The sequence below is a fragment of the Blattabacterium clevelandi genome (genome assembly GCF_003268615.1).
GTDB classification, from domain to species: Bacteria; Bacteroidota; Bacteroidia; order Flavobacteriales; family Blattabacteriaceae; genus Blattabacterium; species Blattabacterium clevelandi.
This window is the reverse complement of record NZ_CP029844.1, coordinates 314,095-337,926: the sequence shown is the minus strand read 5'-3', so window position 1 is coordinate 337,926 and position 23,832 is coordinate 314,095. Positions and strand designations below refer to the sequence as shown.

19 protein-coding genes, 1 tRNA gene and 1 pseudogene are annotated in these 23,832 nt (G+C 26.4%); 9 read left to right on the top strand and 12 right to left on the bottom strand.

All coding sequences use genetic code 11. The features are described 5' to 3' along the window. Nucleotides 1-12: 12 nt before the first annotated feature. The 4 genes from DM817_RS01665 to DM817_RS01650 are packed head-to-tail and all read right to left on the bottom strand — an operon-like array spanning nucleotide 13 to nucleotide 3,946. The gene (locus DM817_RS01665; RefSeq protein ID WP_113738556.1) at nucleotides 13-1,092 is read right to left on the bottom strand and encodes a bifunctional 3-deoxy-7-phosphoheptulonate synthase/chorismate mutase type II; all 1,080 of its coding nucleotides are present in this window, start codon (nucleotides 1,090-1,092) and stop codon (nucleotides 13-15) included. A 33-nt stretch (nucleotides 1,093-1,125) separates the two neighbouring features. Further along, complete coding sequence (locus DM817_RS01660; protein ID WP_113738311.1) at nucleotides 1,126-1,959, bottom strand: prephenate dehydrogenase; 834 nt, start codon at nucleotides 1,957-1,959, stop codon at nucleotides 1,126-1,128. Next, the gene (locus DM817_RS01655) at nucleotides 1,956-3,113 is read right to left on the bottom strand and encodes a pyridoxal phosphate-dependent aminotransferase (protein ID WP_113738310.1); all 1,158 of its coding nucleotides are present in this window, start codon (nucleotides 3,111-3,113) and stop codon (nucleotides 1,956-1,958) included. Before DM817_RS01655 ends, DM817_RS01660 begins: the two co-directional genes overlap by 4 nt. After that, on the bottom strand, nucleotides 3,113-3,946 hold the full coding sequence (locus DM817_RS01650; protein WP_113738309.1) for a prephenate dehydratase: 834 nt from the start codon (nucleotides 3,944-3,946) through the stop codon (nucleotides 3,113-3,115). Before DM817_RS01650 ends, DM817_RS01655 begins: the two co-directional genes overlap by 1 nt. A 251-nt stretch (nucleotides 3,947-4,197) precedes the next feature. Between DM817_RS01650 and DM817_RS01645 the strand changes: the two genes are divergently transcribed. Further along, nucleotides 4,198-5,532 (top strand): Nramp family divalent metal transporter, encoded by a 1,335-nt coding sequence (locus tag DM817_RS01645; RefSeq protein WP_113738308.1) that lies wholly within the window; start codon nucleotides 4,198-4,200, stop codon nucleotides 5,530-5,532. 17 nt (nucleotides 5,533-5,549) lie between these two features. Here the strand turns inward: DM817_RS01645 and rplI are convergent, their stop codons facing one another. The 5 genes from rplI to mnmE are packed head-to-tail and all read right to left on the bottom strand — an operon-like array spanning nucleotide 5,550 to nucleotide 9,668. Further along, nucleotides 5,550-5,999 (bottom strand): 50S ribosomal protein L9, encoded by a 450-nt coding sequence (gene rplI / locus DM817_RS01640; protein ID WP_113738307.1) that lies wholly within the window; start codon nucleotides 5,997-5,999, stop codon nucleotides 5,550-5,552. A gap of 1 nt (nucleotide 6,000) precedes the next feature. Next, on the bottom strand, nucleotides 6,001-6,309 hold the full coding sequence (rpsR, locus tag DM817_RS01635; protein WP_113738306.1) for a 30S ribosomal protein S18: 309 nt from the start codon (nucleotides 6,307-6,309) through the stop codon (nucleotides 6,001-6,003). After that, nucleotides 6,306-6,656: a 30S ribosomal protein S6 gene (gene rpsF, locus DM817_RS01630; RefSeq protein ID WP_113738305.1), complete on the bottom strand. Its 351-nt coding sequence runs from the start codon at nucleotides 6,654-6,656 to the stop codon at nucleotides 6,306-6,308. Before rpsF ends, rpsR begins: the two co-directional genes overlap by 4 nt. Nucleotides 6,657-6,695: 39 nt before the next feature. Next, the gene (gene gltX / locus DM817_RS01625) at nucleotides 6,696-8,228 is read right to left on the bottom strand and encodes a glutamate--tRNA ligase (RefSeq protein ID WP_113738304.1); all 1,533 of its coding nucleotides are present in this window, start codon (nucleotides 8,226-8,228) and stop codon (nucleotides 6,696-6,698) included. Between the two features lie 18 nt (nucleotides 8,229-8,246). Then, nucleotides 8,247-9,668 carry a tRNA uridine-5-carboxymethylaminomethyl(34) synthesis GTPase MnmE gene (gene mnmE, locus DM817_RS01620; RefSeq protein ID WP_113738555.1) on the bottom strand — a complete coding sequence of 474 codons (1,422 nt, stop codon included), beginning with the start codon at nucleotides 9,666-9,668 and terminating at the stop codon, nucleotides 8,247-8,249. Nucleotides 9,669-9,739: 71 nt separating this feature from the next. Between mnmE and DM817_RS01615 the strand changes: the two genes are divergently transcribed. The 5 genes from DM817_RS01615 to DM817_RS01600 all read left to right on the top strand — a co-directional run bounded on the left by DM817_RS01615 (nucleotide 9,740) and on the right by DM817_RS01600 (nucleotide 15,649). Beyond that, nucleotides 9,740-10,627: a N5-glutamine methyltransferase family protein gene (locus DM817_RS01615; protein ID WP_113738303.1), complete on the top strand. Its 888-nt coding sequence runs from the start codon at nucleotides 9,740-9,742 to the stop codon at nucleotides 10,625-10,627. Nucleotides 10,628-10,643: 16 nt separating this feature from the next. After that, nucleotides 10,644-12,683: an NAD-dependent DNA ligase LigA gene (gene ligA, locus DM817_RS01610; protein ID WP_113738302.1), complete on the top strand. Its 2,040-nt coding sequence runs from the start codon at nucleotides 10,644-10,646 to the stop codon at nucleotides 12,681-12,683. 150 nt (nucleotides 12,684-12,833) lie between these two features. After that, nucleotides 12,834-15,236 (top strand): endopeptidase La, encoded by a 2,403-nt coding sequence (lon, locus tag DM817_RS01605; RefSeq protein ID WP_113738301.1) that lies wholly within the window; start codon nucleotides 12,834-12,836, stop codon nucleotides 15,234-15,236. Nucleotides 15,237-15,391: 155 nt separating this feature from the next. Then, nucleotides 15,392-15,556 (top strand): hypothetical protein, encoded by a 165-nt coding sequence (locus DM817_RS03025; protein WP_161520723.1) that lies wholly within the window; start codon nucleotides 15,392-15,394, stop codon nucleotides 15,554-15,556. A gap of 7 nt (nucleotides 15,557-15,563) precedes the next feature. After that, nucleotides 15,564-15,649: transfer RNA gene (locus tag DM817_RS01600), tRNA-Ser, on the top strand. A gap of 328 nt (nucleotides 15,650-15,977) precedes the next feature. Here DM817_RS01600 and metG read toward each other — a convergent pair. Further along, nucleotides 15,978-17,663 carry a methionine--tRNA ligase gene (metG, locus tag DM817_RS01595; protein WP_113738300.1) on the bottom strand — a complete coding sequence of 562 codons (1,686 nt, stop codon included), beginning with the start codon at nucleotides 17,661-17,663 and terminating at the stop codon, nucleotides 15,978-15,980. Nucleotides 17,664-17,741: 78 nt separating this feature from the next. Between metG and DM817_RS01590 the strand changes: the two genes are divergently transcribed. After that, nucleotides 17,742-18,641, top strand: coding sequence for a 5'-3' exonuclease (locus tag DM817_RS01590; RefSeq protein ID WP_113738299.1), 900 nt, complete (start codon nucleotides 17,742-17,744; stop codon nucleotides 18,639-18,641). Nucleotides 18,642-18,654: 13 nt separating this feature from the next. Here DM817_RS01590 and nadD read toward each other — a convergent pair. Continuing rightward, nucleotides 18,655-19,247 (bottom strand): annotated as a pseudogene (gene nadD / locus DM817_RS01585) (nicotinate (nicotinamide) nucleotide adenylyltransferase). Between the two features lie 70 nt (nucleotides 19,248-19,317). Beyond that, nucleotides 19,318-20,475: a porin gene (locus tag DM817_RS01580; protein ID WP_113738298.1), complete on the bottom strand. Its 1,158-nt coding sequence runs from the start codon at nucleotides 20,473-20,475 to the stop codon at nucleotides 19,318-19,320. An 85-nt stretch (nucleotides 20,476-20,560) separates the two neighbouring features. Between DM817_RS01580 and DM817_RS01575 the strand changes: the two genes are divergently transcribed. After that, nucleotides 20,561-22,459: a DNA translocase FtsK 4TM domain-containing protein gene (locus DM817_RS01575; protein ID WP_113738297.1), complete on the top strand. Its 1,899-nt coding sequence runs from the start codon at nucleotides 20,561-20,563 to the stop codon at nucleotides 22,457-22,459. A gap of 49 nt (nucleotides 22,460-22,508) precedes the next feature. Next, the gene (locus DM817_RS01570) at nucleotides 22,509-23,819 is read left to right on the top strand and encodes an LptF/LptG family permease (RefSeq protein ID WP_113738296.1); all 1,311 of its coding nucleotides are present in this window, start codon (nucleotides 22,509-22,511) and stop codon (nucleotides 23,817-23,819) included. The last annotated feature ends 13 nt before the right edge of the window (nucleotides 23,820-23,832 follow it).

Below are 23,832 nucleotides of genomic sequence, written 5' to 3'. Positions count from 1 at the left end.
TAAATTCTATTTTTAATATTTTTGAATTTTAATGGATTCTTTATGCAATATTTTGAAAATTTCTTCAATAAGATCTTCCGAAACACCTAATTCTTTTCCTAATTTGATAGATTTATTTAAAATATACTCCCATCTATTTTTCTGTAATAAAGCTATATTATATTTTTTTTTCAGAATTCCTAATTTTTTAGAAATTTTCATTCTTTCTGCTAAAAGAGTAATAATATTTTCATCTATTTCATCAATGAGGATTCTTAACGAATTTAACTGATTTTGATATTTTTCATCATCATAATTATTAGAATATATCAATTTTTTTAACATTTCCAAAAGTTTTTCAGGAGTGATTTGTTGTTTAGCATCACTCCAAGCATGATCAGGATCACAATGACTTTCGATCATCCATCCATCACATCTAAAAAAATGAAAAGCTATTTTGGAAATTTCTAAAATTCCTTCTTTATTTCCACAAATATGTGAAGGATCACAAATAATAGGAATTCTAGGAAGAATACTCCTCAAATTCAATAATATATTCCAGTTAGGTTGATTACGATATTTAGATGTTTGATAGGTATAAAAACCACGATGTATAACTCCTAATTTTTTAACTCCTTTTGAAAATAAACGTTCTAAAGCTCCTATCCATAATTCTAGATCAGGATGTATAGGATTTTTTACTAAGATAATTTGATCCTCTTTTCCTTTTAAAGAATCCGCAATTTCTTGGACAGTAAATGGACTTGCTGTACTTCTTGCTCCTATCCAAAGAATATCTATATCAAAAGATAACGCCAACTTGACATGTTCTGCATTAGCTACTTCCGTAGCAACCATTAATCCTGTATTTTTTTTTACATTTTTTAGCCATTGAAGTCCAACTTTCCCAATTCCTTCAAAATTATTCGGTTTAGTTCTAGGTTTCCATATACCTGCTCTAAATGCTTGTACATAGGATGGGTCCATCCTTATAGCTGTTTCTTTGATTTGTTTTTCGCTCTCTGCACTACAAGGACCAGATATGACTAGGGGTTGATCAAACTTGTTAATCCAAGATCTGTCTATACTATTATTTAGAATATTTTTTTCCATCATAATACAATTTATACATTATACATATTTTTTTTATTTTATATCATTTGCTTTTTTTATATACCGATCCATTTGATGAAATTCTTCTTTTTTTAAATATTTACGAAATATCTTTAAGTGATCTATATAAACATCCATAGCTTGAATCAGATTATTTTTATTAGAAATAAAAATAGGTAACCACGTTTCAGGTTGACTTTTCGCTAAACGTGTAGTAGAATCCAATCCACTCCCCCTCATATTATTAAAAATTTTTTTTTCATTTTTAAATTTTTCTAAAACGGTGCTCGCTAAAGAAAAGGAAACCACATGAGGTAAATGAGATACGTAAGAAATATAAAAATCATGTTCTTTAGATGTGATATAAATCATACGCATATCCATTATAGAATAAATTTTCTCTACGATGAATATCGCATCTGGATCACTAAGTTCAGAATCACAAAGAATACAATTTTTTTTATGGAAAAGATCTGAATGAGCATATTCTGGTCCAGAATTTTCTACTCCTGCAATAGGGTGGGTAGCCACAAAACGACTTCTTTTTGGATGAGAATAGACACTGTTACAAATTTCATACTTAGTAGATCCAGTATCTAAAATAACTGTATCATTACTTATTTTATTAAGAATCATTGGAAGTATTTTTTCTATTCCATCTACAGGAATGGATAAAATAATAACGGATGATTGTAGAATAAGATCCTGAAAAGAAATGATTTTATCTACAATTCCAAGTTTTACAGCATGAATAGCATTTTCTTTATTAGAGTCTATTCCTAGAAATTTATCTCCAAAATTGGATTTTCTTAATCCTAAACTAATAGATCCCCCGATTAACCCTAATCCTATAATTCCAATATTCATGAAAAAATTCTATTTTTTGCTTTTTCCAAAGTTTTTACAGGACAACACATAGATAATCTTACATACCCTTTTCCATTATTTCCAAAAATGCTTCCAGGTGTAATAAATATGTGATAATTTTTGAGAATTTTATCGGACCATTCACGATCATTTTGTTCTAAATCTAGAATCTTAGCCCAAACAAATATTCCGGAACTTTTTCTTCTATATTCTAAATATAGACGATCACATATCTCCAATATAATTTTTTTACGTTTTAAATATTCTAGATTTAGTTTTTGAAACCATTCTGAATTTTGATTCATTGCTTCAATAGCCCCAATTTGTATTGGATAATACATTCCAGAATTGATTAGACTTTTTACTTTTAAAATATTTTTAATATATTCGTTTTTTCCTATTATCATTCCAATACGCCATCCAGCCATATTATAACTTTTACTTAAAGAATTTAATTCTAAAGCAATATCTTTAGATCCTTGAATATTAAATATACTTAAAGGACGTTGATTATTATTTAATATTAAACTATAAGGATTATCGTGCACTAATAAAATACGATTTTTTTTCGCAAAAAAGACTATCTCTTCCAACTTTTCAAAAGTTATAGTTGCACCTGTTGGCATATGAGGATAATTGATCCACATAATCTTCACCTTAGATAGATTTTTATTTTCCAATAGTTTTATATTAGGCCACCAATTTTCCCTATCATAAAGATCATAATAAATCACTTCCGATTCTAAAAGTTTAGATATGGAAGAATAAATAGGATATCCAGGATTTGGAATTAAAACTTGATTTCCTTTGTTCAAATAAGAAAGGCTTATATCCATAATTCCTTCCTTTGAACCCATCAAAGGTAACACTTCTTTTTGAGAATCCACATACACTTTATACGTATTTCCATACCAATCTGCAATAGCTTTACGTAAACTTTCTATCCCAATATAACTCTGATAAGTGTTAGCCTTTTTTATTTCTGATGCTTCTTTCATTTTATGAATAACTCCGTCTGGAGGTAGAATATCCGGATTACCAATTCCTAAATTAATGATATCTATTCCCTTATTTTCAAGAGTCTGAATCTCTTTCATTTTTTCGGAAAAAAAATATTCCGATATTTGATGTATTCTTTTTGCTACAACAATCATTAAGATCTAATTATTCCATTTTTATATTCTCCCATAATAGAAAGTTTATGAAGATAGGGGATCCTTTGTATACATATTTTCATTTTTTCATAATCTTTTATATTATTGAATATAATATCCACATAAAAGAAATATTCCCAAGGTTTTTGTATTCTAGGAATAGATTGTATTTTAGTCATATTTATTCCAAGATTTGATATAAGACTCAATATTTGAGATAAGCTACCAGTAGTATGGAAAATTTTTAATCTTAGTGAAGCTTTATTAAAATTATCTTCTTTATTGGAAAAATTTTTAATAATAAAAAACCTGGTAAAATTTCTTTTAATGGTTTGTATATTTCTAGAAATAATTTCTAATCCATATTCCTTAGCTGCATATTCTGATGCAATCGCAGCTAATCCTTTTTTCTTGCATATAGAAATGTATTTAGCGGCAGAAGCCGTATCAGAATACTTGGATATCTTTACATCAGGATGTGAATCTATAAATAACTCACATTGCAAAATAGCCATTGGATGAGAGTAAATTTCCTTTATATCTTTCATATTTTGTCCATGGATAGCCATCAAATGATGTCTTATAGGAATATATATTTCTCCAACTATTCTTAATTTATATTCATATAAAAGACTATAATTAGTCAATATAGGACCTGCTATAGTATTCTCTATAGCCATTACACCAATATCTACATTAGATTTAGAAACAGAAAAGGCAAGTTCTCTAAAGGAAGAACATTCCATCAGTTTGTAATGACATCCTTCAAAGTATCTAGAAACTGCAGCATGATGAAAACACCCCTTTATTCCTTGTATAGCAATTTTTTTCATGTAAGAAATATTTAATTAATCTCATACTCCATATCACCGATTCGATAAAAAAAAATAAGGAATAAGGAGTCCTATTCTTTGTCTTTCTTACTTCTTACTTACTTAACTTCGCAGAATCAAAATAAATAAAGGTAAAAAATAATTGTATAAAATAAAATTTTTTTTTAAAATTTTATCCTAATAAGACAATCGAAAATAAAAATAGTAAAACAGTTAACTTTATATTTTCATACTCTACTAATTCTATTTTTATGCTAAAAAATAAAGATCCAATAAAAGGATGGAGAAAAAAGAATAAAACCCCTTCCCTTTCTGAGGTTTTTTCTACTGTTTATGTTCCTAAAAAAAAAGGAATATGGAAAAAATTTTTTGCTTTTACTGGACCAGGACTATTAATTGCTGTAGGGTATATGGATCCAGGAAATTGGGCAACAGATATTGCTGGAGGGTCTAAATTCGGATACATGCTTTTATCCGTTATTTTTATATCCAATATTTTTGCTATCATTTTGCAACATTTGTCTTTAAAATTAGGAATTGTTTGTGAACGAGATTTAGCACAAGCCTGTAGGGATCATTATCCTCCCTTTATTAGTTTTATATTATGGATTTTATGCGAAATCGCTATTGCTGCATGTGATTTAGCAGAAATAATTGGTTCCGTATTAGCATTAAAATTACTTTTTGGAATTCCCATTACGTGGGGGGTATTAATTACGACTATAGATGTTTTACTCATTTTATTTTTTCAATATAAAGGATTCAGATACATTGAAAGTGTGGTAGCCGTATTAATTTTTACAATTTTGATTTGTTTTAGTTTTGAAATTATTAGTTCTAAACCAGAAATTTTACCCATTTTAAAAGGAATTATTCCAAATCCTGAAATAATTCAAAATTCACATTCTTTCTACATTTCTATTGGAATCCTAGGAGCAACTGTCATGCCTCACAATCTTTACCTACATTCAAGTATTATACAAACAAGGAACTACCAACGAACTATTGAAGGTAAAAAAATGGCCATAAAATATGCGACTATAGATAGTACATTATCTTTATCTTTAGCTTTTTTTATCAATGCAGCAATATTAATCATATCTGCAGCAACTTTTCATAAATATGGGCATACAGAAGTAGCAGATATTATGGACGCACATAAACTTTTATCTCCTATACTAGGATCTAGTCTTTCGGGAGTTTTTTTTGCACTAGCTTTACTCGCATCAGGACAAAATTCTACACTTACTGGAACTTTATCTGGACAAATTGTGATGGAAGGATTTCTTCATATACGATTAAAACCTTGGGTTAGAAGACTAATAACTAGGTTAATTGCTATTGTTCCTGCTATGATAGCCTCTATTATTTATGGAGAAAAAGGAACTGCAGAATTACTAATAATTAGTCAAATAATTTTATCAATACAATTAAGTTTTGCAATTATTCCTTTAGTTAATTTTACAGGAGATTATAATAAAATGGGATTATTTGTCAATGGACCTTTTTTAAAAATATTATCTTGGTTGATCACTATTATCATTGTTTTACTCAATTTAGTCTTATTATACAATACCTTTCAATAATTTAAAATTCAATCATATCAGGAAGACAATACTTCAAAATTTAGAGTGAACTCTTTTGTACGATGTAAACGTATACTTACCTGATGTTTCCCAATTGTCTTAATTACTTTATTACCAGGAATTCTGATAGATTTTTTTTCTATAGAAATTCCTTTTTTATTTAAAACTTTCATTATTTCTTGATTGTTAATGGAACCGAATAATTTTCCTCTTTTTCCTACTTTAGCTTTTATTTTTATAGTTAATTTTTTTAATTTTTTTTCTATTTCTTTGGATTTTTCAATTAAAAAACTTTCCTTTTTATAGCGTTGTTTCAATATTTCATGAATATTTTTTACTGTTCCAGGAAGTGCTAAAACAGCATAATCATTAGGAATTAGATAGTTTCTAGCATACCCAGGTTTAACATCTAATTCATCGTATTGAAACCCTAAATTTTCCACGTCTTTTTTTAGAATAATTTTCATATTATCTTAAATCATCTGTAACAAAAGGTAAAAGCCCTATTTGTCTGCATCTTTTTATAGCAGAATTTAATTTTTTTTGATTTTTTTGTAGAGTACCTGTAATACGACGTGGTAAAATTTTACCTTGTGCATTCAGAAATTTTATTAAAAAGGTAGGATCCTTATAATCTATATACTTTATATTACTTTTTTCAAAAAAACAATATTTTTTTTCTAATTTTGTTTCTATTTTAAGAGGAGATAAGTATCTTAAATCGCTATCTCCTCCTTTTTTTTTTATATTTTTTTGATCTATCTCCTCTAAACTCATAATTCTTTGTTCTTGTTAAAAAATTTATTTCTTCTCCTTTCTGCATATTCTATCCCATATTTATTTAATTTTACAGTAATAAAACGTAAAATTCGTTCATCTTGTCTTAATTTCAATTCTAAATCAGATACTAAGTTAGAATTGAATAAAAATTCAAATAAATGATAACAACCACTTTGTTTTTTTTGAATTGGATAAGCTAATTTTTTTAAACCCCAATGTTCCTGATAAACTATTTTTCCATTTTTTTGTATTAGATAATTTTCATATTCTTTTGCCGTTTTTTTTGCTTGATCATCCGACAAAACTGGTGTAATTATCATTATATTTTCATAATGTTTAAGCATTTAAATTTTTTTTTCAAAAATGTAAATCTATATTTTTTTTCAACAAAAAGAATCATTATCAATTTTTTCTTTAATTTTTTTCATCATATTTTCTATACGTCGTATACTTTCTTCTTGACCTAACATTTCCAAAATCATGAAAATGTCAGATCCTTTTAAAGCACCTACTAAAGATAAACGAAATAGTTGCATTATTTCATGGATATTTTTATCGTATATTCTTTTTTTTAACAAAAATCTTAAATTTACGTATGTAAATTTATGAACCTCTGATAATGATTTTTTACAAAATTTTAATTGATCAATAGTATTTTGATGACAAATTTTATCAAAAAAACTGGGATCATAATAACTAGGAGAAACAAAAAAGTAAAAAGAATGTTCCCAAATTTCATGAATAAAATAAATCCTATTTATTGTTAGATGGATCACTTTCCATAAATAATCTTTTTCATATAAAAGAGAACGATTTTTTAGTTCTATACAAAGAAATGAAAATATTTCTTCTTTTTTTTTATTTAAATATTGTTTATTGAACCAATTGGCCTTCTTTAAATTAAAAGTCACTCCAGATTTATTGATTTTTTCTAAAGAAAAAGAATTTTTTAATTCTTGTAAAGAAAAAATTTCTTTTTTACCTCCAGGATTCCATCCTAAAAAAGCTAGCATATTAACAAAAGCTTCTGGAAAATAACCTAGCTCTCTGTATCCTTTAATAATGGTTTTATTACCGGGAACTTTCCATTGCAAAGGAAATATAGGAAAATCTAAACTTTCTGCATTTCGTTTGCTTATTTTTCCTTTTCCATCATCTCTTAATATTAAAGGTAAATGTGCAAAAATAGGAGGGATCCAACCAAATGAACGATACAATAATAGGTGCAATGGCATGGATGGGATCCATTCTTCTCCTCTGATTACATGAGTTATTTTCATTAAATAATCGTCTATAGTATTAGCTAAATGATAAGTAGCAACTCCATTAGATTTTAATAAGACTTTATCGTCTAAAGTATCTGTATTTACCATAATAGTTCCACGTATCATATCCTGTATTTTCAATTTTTCTCCAGGTTTAATTTTAAATCTAATGACATAGGAAGTTCCATCATTTAATTTGTAAGATAATTGTTTTTTTGTCATTTTTAAGGAATTATTAAGGGACATTCGTACTCTTGCATTATAAGAAAAAGTTAATCCACGATTGTAATATTCCTTCCTTTTTTTATTAAGTTCCTTATCTGTATCAAAAGCATAATAAGCATCCCCTTTCTCTAACAGTTTATTTAAATAAATACGATAAATATATCCACGTTGAGATTGATAATAAGGAAAATATTTACCACCATAACCAACTCCTTCATCAGGTTCGATCTGGCACCATTTTAATGTTTCCAAAATATAGGATTCAGAATTTTGAACAAATCTTTTTCTATCCGTATCTTCTAGTCTAAGAATAAATTTTCCTTGATTTTTTTTAGCAAAAAGATAGTTATATAAAGCAGTCCTTATTCCACCTAAATGGAGTGGACCTGTAGGACTAGGAGCAAAACGAACTCTTATACATGACATACTTTTCTTTTTTCTTTATTATTTTCCAATACAAAATTGGGAGAATATGTTTTTTAGTACCTCTTCATTAGTGATTTCACCTGTAATTTTTCCTAAATGATGTAAAGCCTCTTTGATATGTATAGAAACTAAATCTTCTGGTAATCTTTTACTTAATGCATCATGAGCAAGTAAGACTTCCTTTAAGGATTGTTTCAATGCTTCATAATGTCGGTTTTGTGTCACAATAATATTTTTTTCTTTTAATTTTTCAATGAATAAATTACTTAAAGTATAGAGAATTCTTTTTATACCGTGATGATTTTTTGCAGAAATTTCAAAAAAATAAGAAAACTTTGATTTTAAGTTATAGAAGTCTTTAAAAGAGGATAGATCCGATTTATTAGCAATCACTAAAATTTTTTTAAGTGGATTTTTTTCGTGGATAATTTGAATTTTTTTGAGCATTTTTTTCTGTTTTTTTCTATCATTTTTAGATGCATCAAAAAGGTATAATAGGACTTGAGCTTCTTGTATTTTTTCCATAGTCTTTCGAACCCCCATTATTTCTATTGTATCTTTCGTATCTCTAATTCCTGCTGTATCCACAAAATGAAAATGTATCCCATTCAAAATCAATTCTCCTTCTATACTATCTCTAGTTGTCCCTTCTATGTGAGATATAATCGAACGGTTTTCTTGAATTACGTAATTGAATAACGTAGATTTACCTACATTTGGTTCTCCAATAATTACTACATAAATTCCTTTTTTTATAGAATTTCCTAGAGAAAAAGATTCAATTAAATCTTTTAAAGTTTCTTCTAAATCCTTTAAGAAAGAAAAAAGATCGGATCTTTTTGCAAAAATCATATTTTCTTCAGAAAAGTCCAATTCTAATTCTAATAAGGAATAAAAATCCAATAATTTTTTCCGTAAATTTTTAATGGTACTAGTTAAGGTGCCCTTTATTTGTTGCAAAGATAATTCATGAGAGGCTTGATTATCCGATAATATGAGATCTGCTATAGCTTCTGCTTGTGATAAATCCATTTTTTTATTTAAAAATGCACGAAATGTAAATTCTCCAGGACGAGCTAAACGTATTCCTTTTCTGATTAACAATTGTAAAATCTGTTGTTGAATATAATAAGATCCATGACAAGATATTTCTATCATATTTTCTCCTGTATAAGAAAAAGGAGATCTAAATATAGATACTAAAACTTGATCCAAATAATTACTTCTATTATTACTTCTATCATCATCTATATGATTATCTACAATATATCCTAAATGAATAGTATGAGTGGATTGATTTTCCAATTTTTTTCCAGAATGAACGGAACTAAAAATAGTTTCAACGGTGGATATAGATTTTTTTCCAGAAATACGAATAACCGAAATTGCACTGGAACCAGTAGGAGTAGCTAAAGCAACAATTGTATCATCATCAAACATAAAAAAATTATTTTTTAATAAAATAAAATTCCACAAAAAATAAGTATTTTTTTGAATTCATTTTTTATTTTATGATGTATTTTTATAAATTTTACAATTTATTTTATGATACTCTTAAAAAAGTATATCCAGAAATTAAGGAATTAAATCATCTATTTTTTATTCTAACAACTCATGTTTTGGAATGTGATAAAATAAAAATTATCTTAAAATTAAGTAGAAAGGAAAAAATAGATGATTTCATATACAAAAAATTGATAAGAAAATTATGGGAATTAAAAAAAAATAGACCCATTCAATATGTAATTGGAAAGACAGAATTTTTTGGAATGGATTTCCTTGTTAATGAAAAAGTTTTTATCCCGAGACCAGAAACAGAAGAATTAGTATCTTGGATAATAGATGATTATAAAATAAAAAATAGTGAAAATATTCAAATATTTGATATTGGAACAGGATGTGGATGTATTAGTATTACTTTAAAAAAAAAACTTCCTAAAATCCGTTCTATTCATGCAATAGATCTTTCTCATGAAGTCCTTTCGATAGCAAGAATAAATTCCAAATTACATAACGTAAAAATTTTTTTAAGAAAAGTTGATATTCTTCATAATTTAATTTTTTTACAAAAAATAAAAAAATATACCGTTAATATTATCGTGAGTAATCCTCCTTATGTAAGAGTATCTGAGAAAAAATTGATGCATCCAAATATTGTTCAATATGAACCTTTTCAAGCTTTATTTGTTCCAGATGAGGATCCATTCATTTTTTATAAAAAAATTATTTTTTGGATAAAAAAAAGGTTTACTGGTGTAGTAGTATATGTTTATTTTGAGATCAACCAATTTATTCATTTAGATTTTATTCATTTTATGAAAAAATACGGGTTTACGGATATAGAAATGAGAAAAGATTTTCAAGGGGTTTTCCGAATGATTCGTGCAACATATTATTAATTAAAAAATGAATGAAATGAATAATAATAGAAAAAAATATATCAAAGAAAAGATAGACAAACTAAGAAAAGAATTATCAGAATATAATTATCAATATTATATATTGGATACTTATAATGTATCGGATTACGAATTTGATAAAAAATTGAGAGAATTATATTTATTAGAAAAAGAAAATCCAGAATTCTATGATCCTAAATCACCTACAATCATAATAGGTGGAAGTATTCATCCCAAAAAATATAGATCTACAATCATTCATCATAAATATAAAATGTACTCCCTTCAAAATACCTATTCCAAAAGTGAATTAATGATTTGGAAAAATAGAATTGATAAATCAATTTCTTTTTCTACTTTCGTGTGTGAACTAAAATATGATGGAGTATCCATTAATTTAATCTATCAAAATGGATTATTAACCAATGCCGTAACTCGTGGAGATGGTAAAAAAGGAGAAAATGTTACAAAAAATGTACGAACCATAAAATCGATTCCCATAAAATTAATTGGAGAAAACTATCCTAAATATATTGAAATACGTGGAGAAATTTTTATTCCTAAAAAAAAATTTATAGAAATAAATATAGAACGAAAAAAAAAAGGAATAATTCCTTATTCTAATCCAAGAAATACAGCTAGTAGTACCCTAAAAATGAAAGATACCAAAGAAGTCTATAAAAGAAATCTATCTTGTATTGTATACACGGTTATAGGAAAAAATCTTCCTTTTGAGACACAATATCAATCTTTCAAATACCTACGAAATTGGGGATTTAAAGTACCAGAAAATGCTATGCTTTGTAAAACAAAACAGGATATATTTCATTTCATGGACTATTGGAATATATGGAATAATCATCTACCCTACCATATTGACGGGATAGTCATTAAGGTTAATGAGTACCAAAAACAAAATCTTTTAGGATTTACGAATAAATATCCAAGATGGGCAATTTCTTATAAATTTAGACAAAGATTATCAGAAACAAAGTTGTTAAACATAAAATTTCAAGTAGGACGTACTGGTATCATTACACCTGTAGCTTATGTACGCCCTACAAATATTTCTGGAACCATGGTGAAAAAAGTTTCTCTTTATAATGATCGTTTTATACAAAAAATGGACCTCCATTATGGAGATTCTATTTTTTTGGAAAAAGGAGGGGATGTCATTCCTAAAGTTACCAAAATAAATGTAAAAAAACGATTGATCAATGCCTATCCTATCTATTTCTTAAAAAAATGTCCATCATGTGATAGTTCTTTAATAAAAAAAAATAAATTGTTATACTGTTCCAATCATAAATGTCCTTCTCAAAGGATTGGAAAAATACAACATTTTGTAAGTATACGAGCCATGAATATACAAGGAATTGGAAATAAAATGATTAAAAAACTATATAAAAAGGGATTTTTATACATAATTTCCGATTTATATAGATTAAAAAGGGAAGAATTTCTTCAACTTAAGGGAGTTAAAGAAAAATTAACAGATAATATCATAAAAAATATAGAACAATCTAAATACAATTCTTATGATAGAGTTTTATATGGATTAGGAATTCCTCATGTAGGAGAATATATTTCTAAAAAGTTAACAGAAACCTTTACCGATATCAATCATTTGATCAATGCAGATTATAATATTTTAACGTCAATTTCAGGTATAGGTAAAAAAATAGCAAAAAGTATAAGTACTTATTTTTCAATCATGGAAAACAAAAAAATGGTAGAAAAACTTATAAAATATGGATTAAATTTTTCAAAAAAATATTCTATGATTGAAGGAAAATCTATGATTGAAGGAAAATCTTTTGTTTTTACAGGAAAACTATCTTGTATGTCACGGAATATCGCTAAAAATATGGTAGAAATTTTAGGTGGAAAAGTATTTAGTACTGTTAATAATCAAATTAATTTTATCGTTGTTGGAAAACAATTTGGTTCAAAATTAAAAAAAGGAATGAAAAAAGATAATGTGAAAATTTTGACTGAAGATATTTTTATTGAGCTCCTTAAAAAGGAAAAGAAAGAAAAGGAAATCAAATATTAACAGAATTATTCAGAATAGTATCAAAAAAAAAGGGGTATGTAGTCTATATTGAAGGTTTTTTTTTTCATATAGAAAACAGTATATTTAAATAGGTGATGATGATTTTATGAATCATCATTTGCATCATTTAAGTAAGAAATCTATTTTTTTATGTTACTAAAAAATATATTTACCGAATCTGGATTCGAGTCTGAAGCAGAATTTATCCCTTTAATGAGTCAAGATGAAGAAGATCAGCTTCTTAAAGATGATATTCCTGAACAATTATGTATATTAACAGTGAGAAATATGGTTTTGTATTCTGGGATCGTTTTTCCTATTATAGCAGGAAAAAGTGGATCTATTCAGTTATTACAAGATGCTTATGGATTTGATAAAACGGTTGGGGTATTAACACAAAAAAATTCTGTAATAGAAAATCTTAGTGAAAAAGATTTATATACTATAGGAACAGTAGCTAAAATATTAAAATTGTTAAAAATGCCTGATGGAAATACTACTGTAATTTTACAAGGAAAAAGGAGATTTAAAGTTAACCGTTTTATTCAAAACGATCCATATTTTAAAGCAGAAATTATAGCGTTAAAAGAAAATAAACCGTCTTGCAAAGATAAGGAATACCTTGCTTTGGTAGAATCAATCAAGGAAATTGCCATAAAAATTATTCAGGATAATCCAAATATTCCATCAGAAGCCAGTATTGCTATTCGTAATATAGAAAGTCCTTCTTTTTTAATCAATTTTGTAGCTTCTAATATGAATTTAGCTACTAGAGATAAACAAAAATTGTTAGAATACAATGATTTAAAAAAAAGAGCTATGGAAACATTACGTTTCCTTAACGTAGAACATCAACAAATAAAGTTAAAAAATGATATTCAGTCCCGTGTTCGTAGTGATATGGATCAGCAACAGAGAGAATATTTTTTACATCAACAAATTAAAGCTATACAAGAAGAATTAGGTGATATATCTTATGAAAAAGAGATTGATGAAATGCGTGCTAAAGCTTCCAGAAAAAAATGGCCTAAAGAGGCTAAGAAGCAGTTTGATAGAGAACTACTTAAAATGCAAAGGACTAACCCCCAAATGCCAGAATATACGGTTCAAAGAAATTATCTAGAATTAATGATTGATCTTCCATGGGGTCGATATTCAAAAGATAATTTCAATTTAGAATTTGCACAAAAAATATTGGATAGAGATCATTACGGATTGGAAAAAGTTAAAGAACGTATTATAGAATATTTAGCTGTATTAAAATTAAGAGGAGATATGCGTTCTCCTATTCTATGCTTTTATGGTCCACCTGGAGTCGGAAAAACATCTTTGGGTAGATCGATAGCTACCGCTCTTAAAAGAAAGTATGTCCGTGTTTCTTTAGGAGGATTACACGATGAATCGGAAATACGTGGTCATAGAAGAACTTATATTGGAGCTATGCCAGGACGTCTTTTACAATCTATACGAAAAGTCGGAACTTCCAATCCAGTTTTTGTAATTGACGAGATCGATAAAATGGGATTAGGAACAAATGGAGATCCCTCTTCTGCCATGTTAGAAGTTTTAGATCCGGAACAAAATACTTCTTTTTACGATAATTTTTTGGAAATGGGTTATGATCTATCAAAAGTATTGTTTATTTCTACAGCAAATTCTCTTTCCAATATACAATCTGCTCTGATAGATAGAATGGAGGTCATCGAAATGAATGGATATACGGTGGAAGAAAAAACTCCAATTGTAAAAAAGCATATTTTACCTAAGCAATTGAAAGAAAATGGATTGAAAAAATCTGATTTAATACTTGGTAATAAACAAATTGAAAAGGTAATTGAAAGTTATACCCGAGAATCGGGGTTAAGAACTCTAGAAAAACATATTGCTAAATTAGCCCGTTATGCAGCAAAGCATATTGCTATGAATAAAAAATATGTAAAACGTTTAAATATTGAAAAAATAGAGGAAATTCTTGGAATTCCAAATGATCCAGATCGTTATGAAGGAAATAATGTTACAGGAGTCGTTACAGGTTTAGCTTGGACTAATTTTGGTGGAGATATTTTATATATTGAATCCAGTCTTTCCAAAGGAAAAGGAAATTTAAGTATAACCGGTAATTTAGGAGATGTAATGAAAGAATCTGCAACAATTGCTTTGCAATATATTAAAGCTCATTATGAAGAATTTCATATTGATCCTAAAATGTTTGAAGAAAAAAATGTACATGTTCATGTACCGGAAGGTGCTGTACCTAAAGATGGTCCATCTGCCGGAATTGCTATGTTAACTTCTCTTGTATCCATTTATAAAAATAGGAAATTAAAACCTCATTTAGCTATGACTGGAGAAATAACTTTAAGAGGAAAAGTATTACCTGTAGGAGGAATTAAAGAAAAAATATTAGCTGCTAAAAGGGCTAATATCAAAGAAATTATTCTTTCACAGGATAATAAAAAAGATGTAGAAGAAATTAAACAAGACCACTTAAAAGGATTAACCTTTGATTATGTTATAGACATGAATGATGTAGTTCATTTATCCCTATTATAATAGATTTTATAGTCCAAAATACATTCTATTTTTTTTATATATGTTGTTGAAAAATATGAATCATACAGTTCATAGAGAACAGTTAATACAAATAGGAATAAAATACGGTACTCCACTTATATGATTCTGGAAAAATAGAGATACAATATATAAAGATGAAAAAAGCCTTTAGTAGTGTTAAAAATTTAAGAATTAATGATGCTTGTAAAGAAAAAACCAATTTTTCTGAGGTTATGATGATTCAAGGAAAATATTTTCTGATAAGAAGAAGAGAAACTATGCAAGATCTTATTAGAAAGATCGTGGATATAAAAATATAAAAAAAATGGAGAGATGGCAGAGTGGTTAATTGCGGCGGTCTTGAAAACCGTTGAGGTTTTATTCCTCCGGGGGTTCGAATCCCTCTCTCTCCGCTAATGATGATGTAATTACACTTTTTTATAGAATATTTTCAATCTAGTTTATCATTTTTTTTACTGGAAATTTGAACTAAAAATTACCTTTTAAGTCTAACTTAACTTAGATGGAAAAAATAGCTGAAATAACATTCATCCTTAATGTTTTTACTCCATTCTATACAAAAAAAAATATTAAAAATGATCCATACAAATAAACTTTAATAATACTACTTACACTCTATTCGTCAAAAATAGATATTGATGGATTATATTTTCGCTATCAAATAAGAAAAAATGATTCCTTTTTTGGAATCATTTTCTAATGAAAAGACACATTCATTACTCATCTATTTCTTTTTTTTAATTTTTTTAGTTGCTTTTCAACCTTTTCATTTGTTATTTTTTGAAATAACAATATAGATTTTCCCAATACATGTCCTGGACATAAAATTTCTTCTTTGTTTTCTATTTTTTTCCAAAAAAAAGCTTTCAAACGTAGCATTTTTAATAATTTTTTTGCTGTATATGGAAGAAAAATATCTGATAATTGCGCTAACATTCCAACGATTTGGAAAGAAACATAAAGAATGGGTTTCAATCTTTGATTATATAACCCTTTCCAAGGTTCTTCTTTTGTTAAATACTTGTTCCCAAGTCTAGCCAAATCCATAAAGCATACTAAAGCATCACGAAATTGAAAAGATTCGATCAAATTACCTATATTTTCTGGATATTTTCTTACTTTTTTTAAAATATATTTATCCCGAATCGATAGAATTCCAGGATGAGGAATAATTCCATTGTGATATTTTTGAATTAAAGTTATACTTCTATTCACGAAATTTCCTAATATAGCTACTAATTCCGTATTATTTTTTATTTTAAAATCTGTCCAATTAAAATTATTATCTTTTTTTTCTGGCATATTTGCTATGAGAATGTAACGAAGTGAATCCTGTTGATTTGGGAAATCCTCCAAATATTCATGTAGCCATACGCCCCAATTTCTAGAAGTAGAAATTTTCTTATTTTCTAAATGAAGAAATTCATTAGCAATAATCTTATCCGGTAATATATATCCAAGATTACACGCTTTAAGTATAACTGGAAAAATAATGCAATGAAATACAATATTATCTTTTCCTATAAATTGAATTAATCGAGTATTCTTATTTTTCCAATAAGGCTTCCAGTCTATTTTTTTACGATTTGCCCATTCTATGGTAGAGGAAATATATCCTATGGTTGCCTCAAACCATACATAGAGAACTTTTCCTATTTCTTCCGGAAAAGGAATAGGAATTCCCCAATTCAGATCTCTTGTTATAGCACGAGGTTTTAATCCTTTATCTAACCATGATTTTGATTGTCCATAGACATTGACTTTCCAATCTTTTTTATGATCCGTTAAAATCCATTTTTCTAAAAATTCTTGATATTCGTTTAAAGGTAAATACCAATGTTTGGTTTTTTTTAAAACTGGTAAACTACCACTTATAGTAGATCGAGGATCTATTAATTCATCAGAACTTAACGAAGACCCACAATTTTCACATTGATCTCCATAAGCATCCTTTTTTTTACAATGAGGACATTTTCCGGATATATATCTATCTGCTAAAAATTGTTTAGCTTCGTTATCATAATATTGTTCAGATATTTTTTCAAAAATTTTTTTTTCTTTATAAAGTTTTTTAAAAAAATAAGTCGAAATTTCGTGATGAATCATTGTAGAAGTTCTGGAATAGTTGTCAAAATGTATTCCAAAATTAGTCAAGCTATCTTTAATCATGAAATGATATTTGTTTACTATTTCTTTAGGAGTAGTATTTTCCTTTTTAGCTTGTATAGTAATAGGGACACCATGTTCATCCGATCCACATATAAAAACAACCTCTTTATTTTTTCGTCTAAGAAAACGAACAAAAATATCTGCAGGTAAATAAACCCCCGCCAAATGTCCTATATGTATTGGTCCATTTGCATATGGAAAGGCCGCTGTTACTATATATTTATTTGATTTTTTCATAAATTATAACTACCTAATCTTGCAAAATTAGTAGCATTATTATGAAAAAGAAATTTTTTATAAAAATTATTATGAAATATGAATAATAAAAAATTATTTTTAATAGATACATATACAATCCTTTATCAAGGATATTATGCTTATATAAAGAATCCTCTTTGTACTTCTAAAGGCCTAAATACTTCTCCTATATTGAATTTTACTTATTTGTTGATTAATACCCTTAATGAAGAAAAACCTTCCTATATGGCTGCTATTTTTGATAGTAGTAAAAAAACTATTCGTAAAAAAGAATATCATAAATATAAAGCTCATAGAAAAAAAACACCAAAAGATATTTCTATTGCTATTCCTTATGTGATAAATATTTTAAAATCTTTTCGTATTTCCTTTTTTTATGCTAAATATGGCTACGAAGCAGATGATCTTATCGGAACTATAGCAAAAAAAGCAGAAAAAAAAGGATATATAATTTATATAATTACTTTAGATAAAGATTTTTGCCAACTTGTTACAAAAAATATAAAAATTTACAGACCTCCTTTTAAAGGAAATCCAAAAAAAATATTAGGTATTGAAGAAATAAAAGAAAAATTTGGGGTAAAAAAACCAAAACAAGTTATAGATTTATGGAGTATGATGGGGGATCATTCTGATAATATTCCAGGACTACCAGGAATAGGAGAAAAAAATGCTAGAAAATTTATTAAAAAGTATGGAAGTCTTGAAAAATTTTTAAATTCCACTCATGATCTTAGCGGAAAAATTAAAAAAAATATTGAACAAAATAAAGAATTAGGTTTTTTATCTAAAAGATTAGCAACTATTGTTACTAATATTCCTCTTTTCTATTTTCATGATGAAAAATTTTATATAAAAAAACCAAATTGGAATTCCATAGAAAAAATATTTTTGGAATTAGAATTTAGAATATTATTAAAAAAGGCCTATCAATATTTTATTTTTAGAATGGGATAAAAAAAAATACAATTTAATTTTTTGTTCTATAAAACTTATGTTTTTTTATATACTTCCAAACTTCTGTTTGAAGTAAATGGTTCATATTCTTTCCTTTTTGAATAGAATTACGAATGTAAGAAGAAGATATTTCAATAATTGGCGCTTTCAAAAAAAATATTTTATTATGTTGAATAGGGATAAAAAAATGATTATAGTTAGAGAAAGTACCAAGACGAGGGTATACAAAAATATCATATTTATTTAAAATTATTTTATAATTTTTCCATTTTTTTATAGAATATAAAGAATCTATTCCTAGAATGAGAGTAAATTTATCTTTAGGATATTTTTTTTTTATAACATCAAGTGTATTAATTGTATAAGAAGGGTAACATCCAGATTCTATATCTAAAAAACTCATTTTTTTATAACCAAAAATGGCTATACGAAGCATTTTAACTCTATGAACATAATCTAAAAGATTCTTTTTTTTTTTAGTGGATTTTGTGGAGAGACTACGAACCAAATATGATCTATATCTAAAAATTCTACGATATGGTTAGCAAGAATAATATGTCCTAAATGAATGGGGTTAAAGGATCCAAAATAAAGTCCTATTTTCATAATACCGAAAAAAAATAAAAAAAAATACCGAGCTGCATTATTGCATTCTCGATATTTTTTGTGTTATCTTTTAAAGTAACTTCACACGATAACTCAATCCTAAAGAAATAAAATGATTATTTTTGTTTTCTTGTTTAACTAAATCCATATATTTTACATTTTTTCTTTGATAGACAAAATATAAACTGAGATCCTCATTATTTTTAATAGGTTGATATTCTATACCACCATAATAAGTATATCCCTTTTTGAATAATTGATTTTTTCCAATAATTTTTTTAATTTCTTTTTTAGATCTTCCTAGTTCATACACTCCTTTCGCAAATAAGTTCCATCTTGGAATAAAGTTGTATTTAAATTTAAGGAAATATGTTCCATATCTCATAGAGGCTACCTCCTTGGTAATGGAACGAAAAAATTGTGTAAAATGTCCATTTTTTTCTATATCTTCATCACTCAATATATAATCTGATTCCATAGAAACAGGTTTGAAATCTAATTTACTTCCCAATGCTAAAACTTTCCAAAAGTGATCCTTTACCATCTCTTGAAAAATAGAATATGACCATCTATTTTGGATTTTATTATGTAATAAATTCCAATTCCAATTCAAAGAATATCCCATCAAATTATTTTCTTTTTGAACTAAATTATTGTCATGATTCAAATGATTTACAATTTGAAATCGAAATTCCTGATTTTTTTTTGGAGTATAAATAAAATTTATACCAATAGGATGATCCTCATTTTTGTATATATCTGGATACTTATATACCGGAAGATATTTTGAATGATATTCCATACTTCCAAAAGAAATTGGTTGTTTCCCTATCAAAAAAGATAGTTGATCATTGAGTTTGCATTTCAAATAAGCTATATCCATTTTTGTATCAATCTTATAAGATTCAGGATACATATGAATTTTTTGTACAAAACGATAATCAATATTTTCATTGGCCTTTCCTATCAAGTCTAATTTCAAAAATTCTTCAGAAAAAATTCCTCCATCAAAAACATTTTTTTCAACTTGAGAAGAAATACTACTTTTTTCAACTTTAGAAGAAATACTACTAATAAAATCTATATACATGTTCAAATGACGATCTTCATGTTTTTCTATGTTTTTTTTTAATATTTCTTCTTTTTTTGTTTTGCTATGTATACCACCATAAAAAGGATAGAAAAAAACTAAAAAAAGAAGAAAAAAGATAGTTTTTATTTTTTTCATTGTTTTCAATATTTTTTTATATAATATAATAATTAAATTCCTTTATCCATAATTAATTGTGGATAATAAAATTAAAAATAAAAGAATGTACAAAAATTTTACGAAAAAAAAGGAAAAAAATATTATGGAAACTATTTTTTGTTTTTTTTTATTAGGGAATAGCCTATTCTTATTTTTAAGCTTTTTTTCTTTTATTTTTCATTGGAAAAATGATCAAAGTCAAATAAACCAACTCTTTGATAAAGATATAGTAGCAGAAAATTTAATTGGAAAAATCGGAGCAACTCTATCTCACTATTTTATACATTGTGGAATAGGAATTAGTTCTTTTTTTTTTCCAATATTCTTTTTCTTAATAGGGTTAAAAATACTTTTTAGAGGAATCCTGATACTGAATATTTATAAATTCATAACATATCAATTTTTATTTTTTAGTATATGGATCCCAATAACATTTTATCTTATTTTTCCTAATTATGGAATATTAAGTGGTGTTTTTGGGTTTGAAGTCGGAAATTTTTTGATCAGTTTATTTGGAAAAGTAGGATTAGGAATGATAGTATTAACGATCTTTTTACTTTATTCCGTAATCATATTGCGTCATATAAAAAATACTAAAAAATTAAAAAAAGAAAAGGAAAAAAATGGAAAAGACAATAAGGGGATATTCCTCAAACTATTCCATAATTTTAAAAAAAAATTTTTCAATTATGAAAAATATGAAAAAAAGGAATATGCTATTGATCATCATCCATTTTTTCTTAATCTTAAAGAAAAAAAAAGAAAAATAGATATCCCTATTTTATCTTCTTCTCTTTCTATTCATGAAGAGAAAAAAGAAGAAAAATATCTAGAAAAAGATAATAAAAAAAAAATACTACAAATACTTAACTATTATCAAATAGGAATAGATAAAATAAAGTGCACTATAGGACCTAATATAACTTTGTACGAAATATTTCCTAAGGTAGGTGTACGAATTTCAAAAATAAAAAACTTAGAAAATGAGATAGCTTTAAATTTATCTTCTTTAAGTATAAGAATTATAGCTCCAATACCTGGAAAAGGGTCTATTGGAATAGAAGTTCCAAATCATCCAACTACTACCGTATATATGAAAAACATCCTTTATTCAGAAGAAAGTTTCAAGAAAAGTACCAATATGGAACTTCCCATTGCCTTAGGAAAAACAGTATTTAATGAAACTTTTATTGTAGATCTAACCAAAATGCCTCATTTGCTAATAGCCGGATCCACTGGACAAGGAAAATCCGTAGGATTAAATTCTATGATTGTATTCTTATTAGGTAAAAAAAATCCAGAAGATATTAAATTTATTTTGATTGATCCCAAAAAAGTAGAATTATCTATTTACAAAAAAATTTCAAAATCTTATTTTGCTATGTTGCCTAATTCAAAAGAACCTATCATTACAAATATATATGAAGTAAAAAATATATTAAATTCTTTATGCAAAGAAATGGATAAACGATATGATCTTTTGGAAAAATCTATGGTAAGGAATATTAAAGAATACAATATAAAATATGAAAAAAAATATCATTTTCCTTATATTATCCTAATTATTGATGAATTTGCAGATTTAAGTTTTTCTTTTCAACAAAAAAAAATAGAAATATATATTACTCGTTTAGCACAGTTATCCCGTGCAGTAGGGATTCATTTGATAATTTCTACACAACGTCCATCGGTAGATGTGATTACTGGATTAATTAAATCTAATTTTACTGCAAGAATTGCCTTTAGAGTTAGTTCTAAAATAGATTCTAGAACAATACTAGATTGCACAGGAGCGGAACAACTCATTGGAAAAGGAGACCTATTATTTTCCAATAAAAATGAATTAATACGGTTACAATGTCCTTTCATAGATCTATCAGATCTTCAAAAGATTATTTCTTTTTATGGAAAAAATAACTTAAAAAAAAACGAATACTTTTTTTTACCGTATCCGGATGAATAAATAATTGATAAAAATATTATCTTAATAATAAATTAATAAAAATAACATAATGTTAAAAATAAAAAAACTGGATCTATATATGATTCGTTTATTTATAGTTCCTTTTTTAGTTATTTTTGTTTCGGTTATTTTTGTATTTATCGTTCAATTTTTTTGGAGTAAAATTGATGAATTAACAGGAAAAAATATTAATATTTTCATCATCCTAAAATTTATATTTTATTTTGGTATTACGATAGTTCCTTTAGTAACTCCAATTTCTATATTGTTAACTTCTATCATGACTTATGGAGAAATATCAGAAAGCCAAGAACTTATAGCAATTAAATCTTCTGGAATTTCCCTTTTTAGGATGATGAACCCTATTTTATTTTTAACATTCATCCTTTCCTTAGGTTTATATTTTTTCTCTGATTATGCCATTCCAAAAGCAAAAAAAAAAGCGAAAGAATTAGGTTATCAAATTTCAGTTTCCCATCCATCTTTAAAGTTAAAGGAAGGAATTTTTGTGAACATTTTTCCAGATTTTTTCATAAAGATAGATAAACAATCAGGAAAAGATAAAAATCATCTGAATGGAATATTCATTTTTTTTTATGAAAAAAATTTATTTATCAATACTATTCTTGCTAAAGAAGGAATTTTGATACCAAATAGAGAAGATGGGTCCTTTCGGATAAAACTCATGAATGGTTTTTTTTATAGAGACCAACATTATGAAAAAAAAGGACCATATTATCAAAATCAAATCGTCCAATTTGATACTTTAATTCAATATTTTAAAATACCTTTGATAGAAGAGAAAATAAAAAACTTAGAGGATTATGATTCTTATCAAACTTTGGATACAATCAAATTGATCGAAAAAATCAATTGTTTAAAAAAAAAAAAGAATCAATTTGATTCTGAATTTCAGAAAAAAAATTACGATTTTATTTTTATAAAAAAAAAATTGGAAAAAATTTCAAATAATAGATCTATTATCCTATCTAAAATGATAGATCGTTTATCCTTTTTGATAGAAAAACTTAAACATCAAAAAAAATTTCTTAAAAAAAGAAAAATAAATTTAGCAAAGTATCAATTAGAATTGCAAAAAAAATTTATATTTCCAGTAACATGCATTATAATGTTTCTTACGGGAGCTCCAATAGGAGCTCTTATACGAAAGGGGGGAATTGGTTTTCCAACTATTATGGCAATAACTATATTCATCATTTATCATACTTTACTTACCATTACACAAAATCAAGGAGAAAAAGCTGATATTGATCCATGGATAAGTGCTTGGATACCCAATTTTATTTTTTTTCCTATAAGTATATGGATTACTTATAAAACTGTAATGGATGATTTTTAAATCATACTAAGAA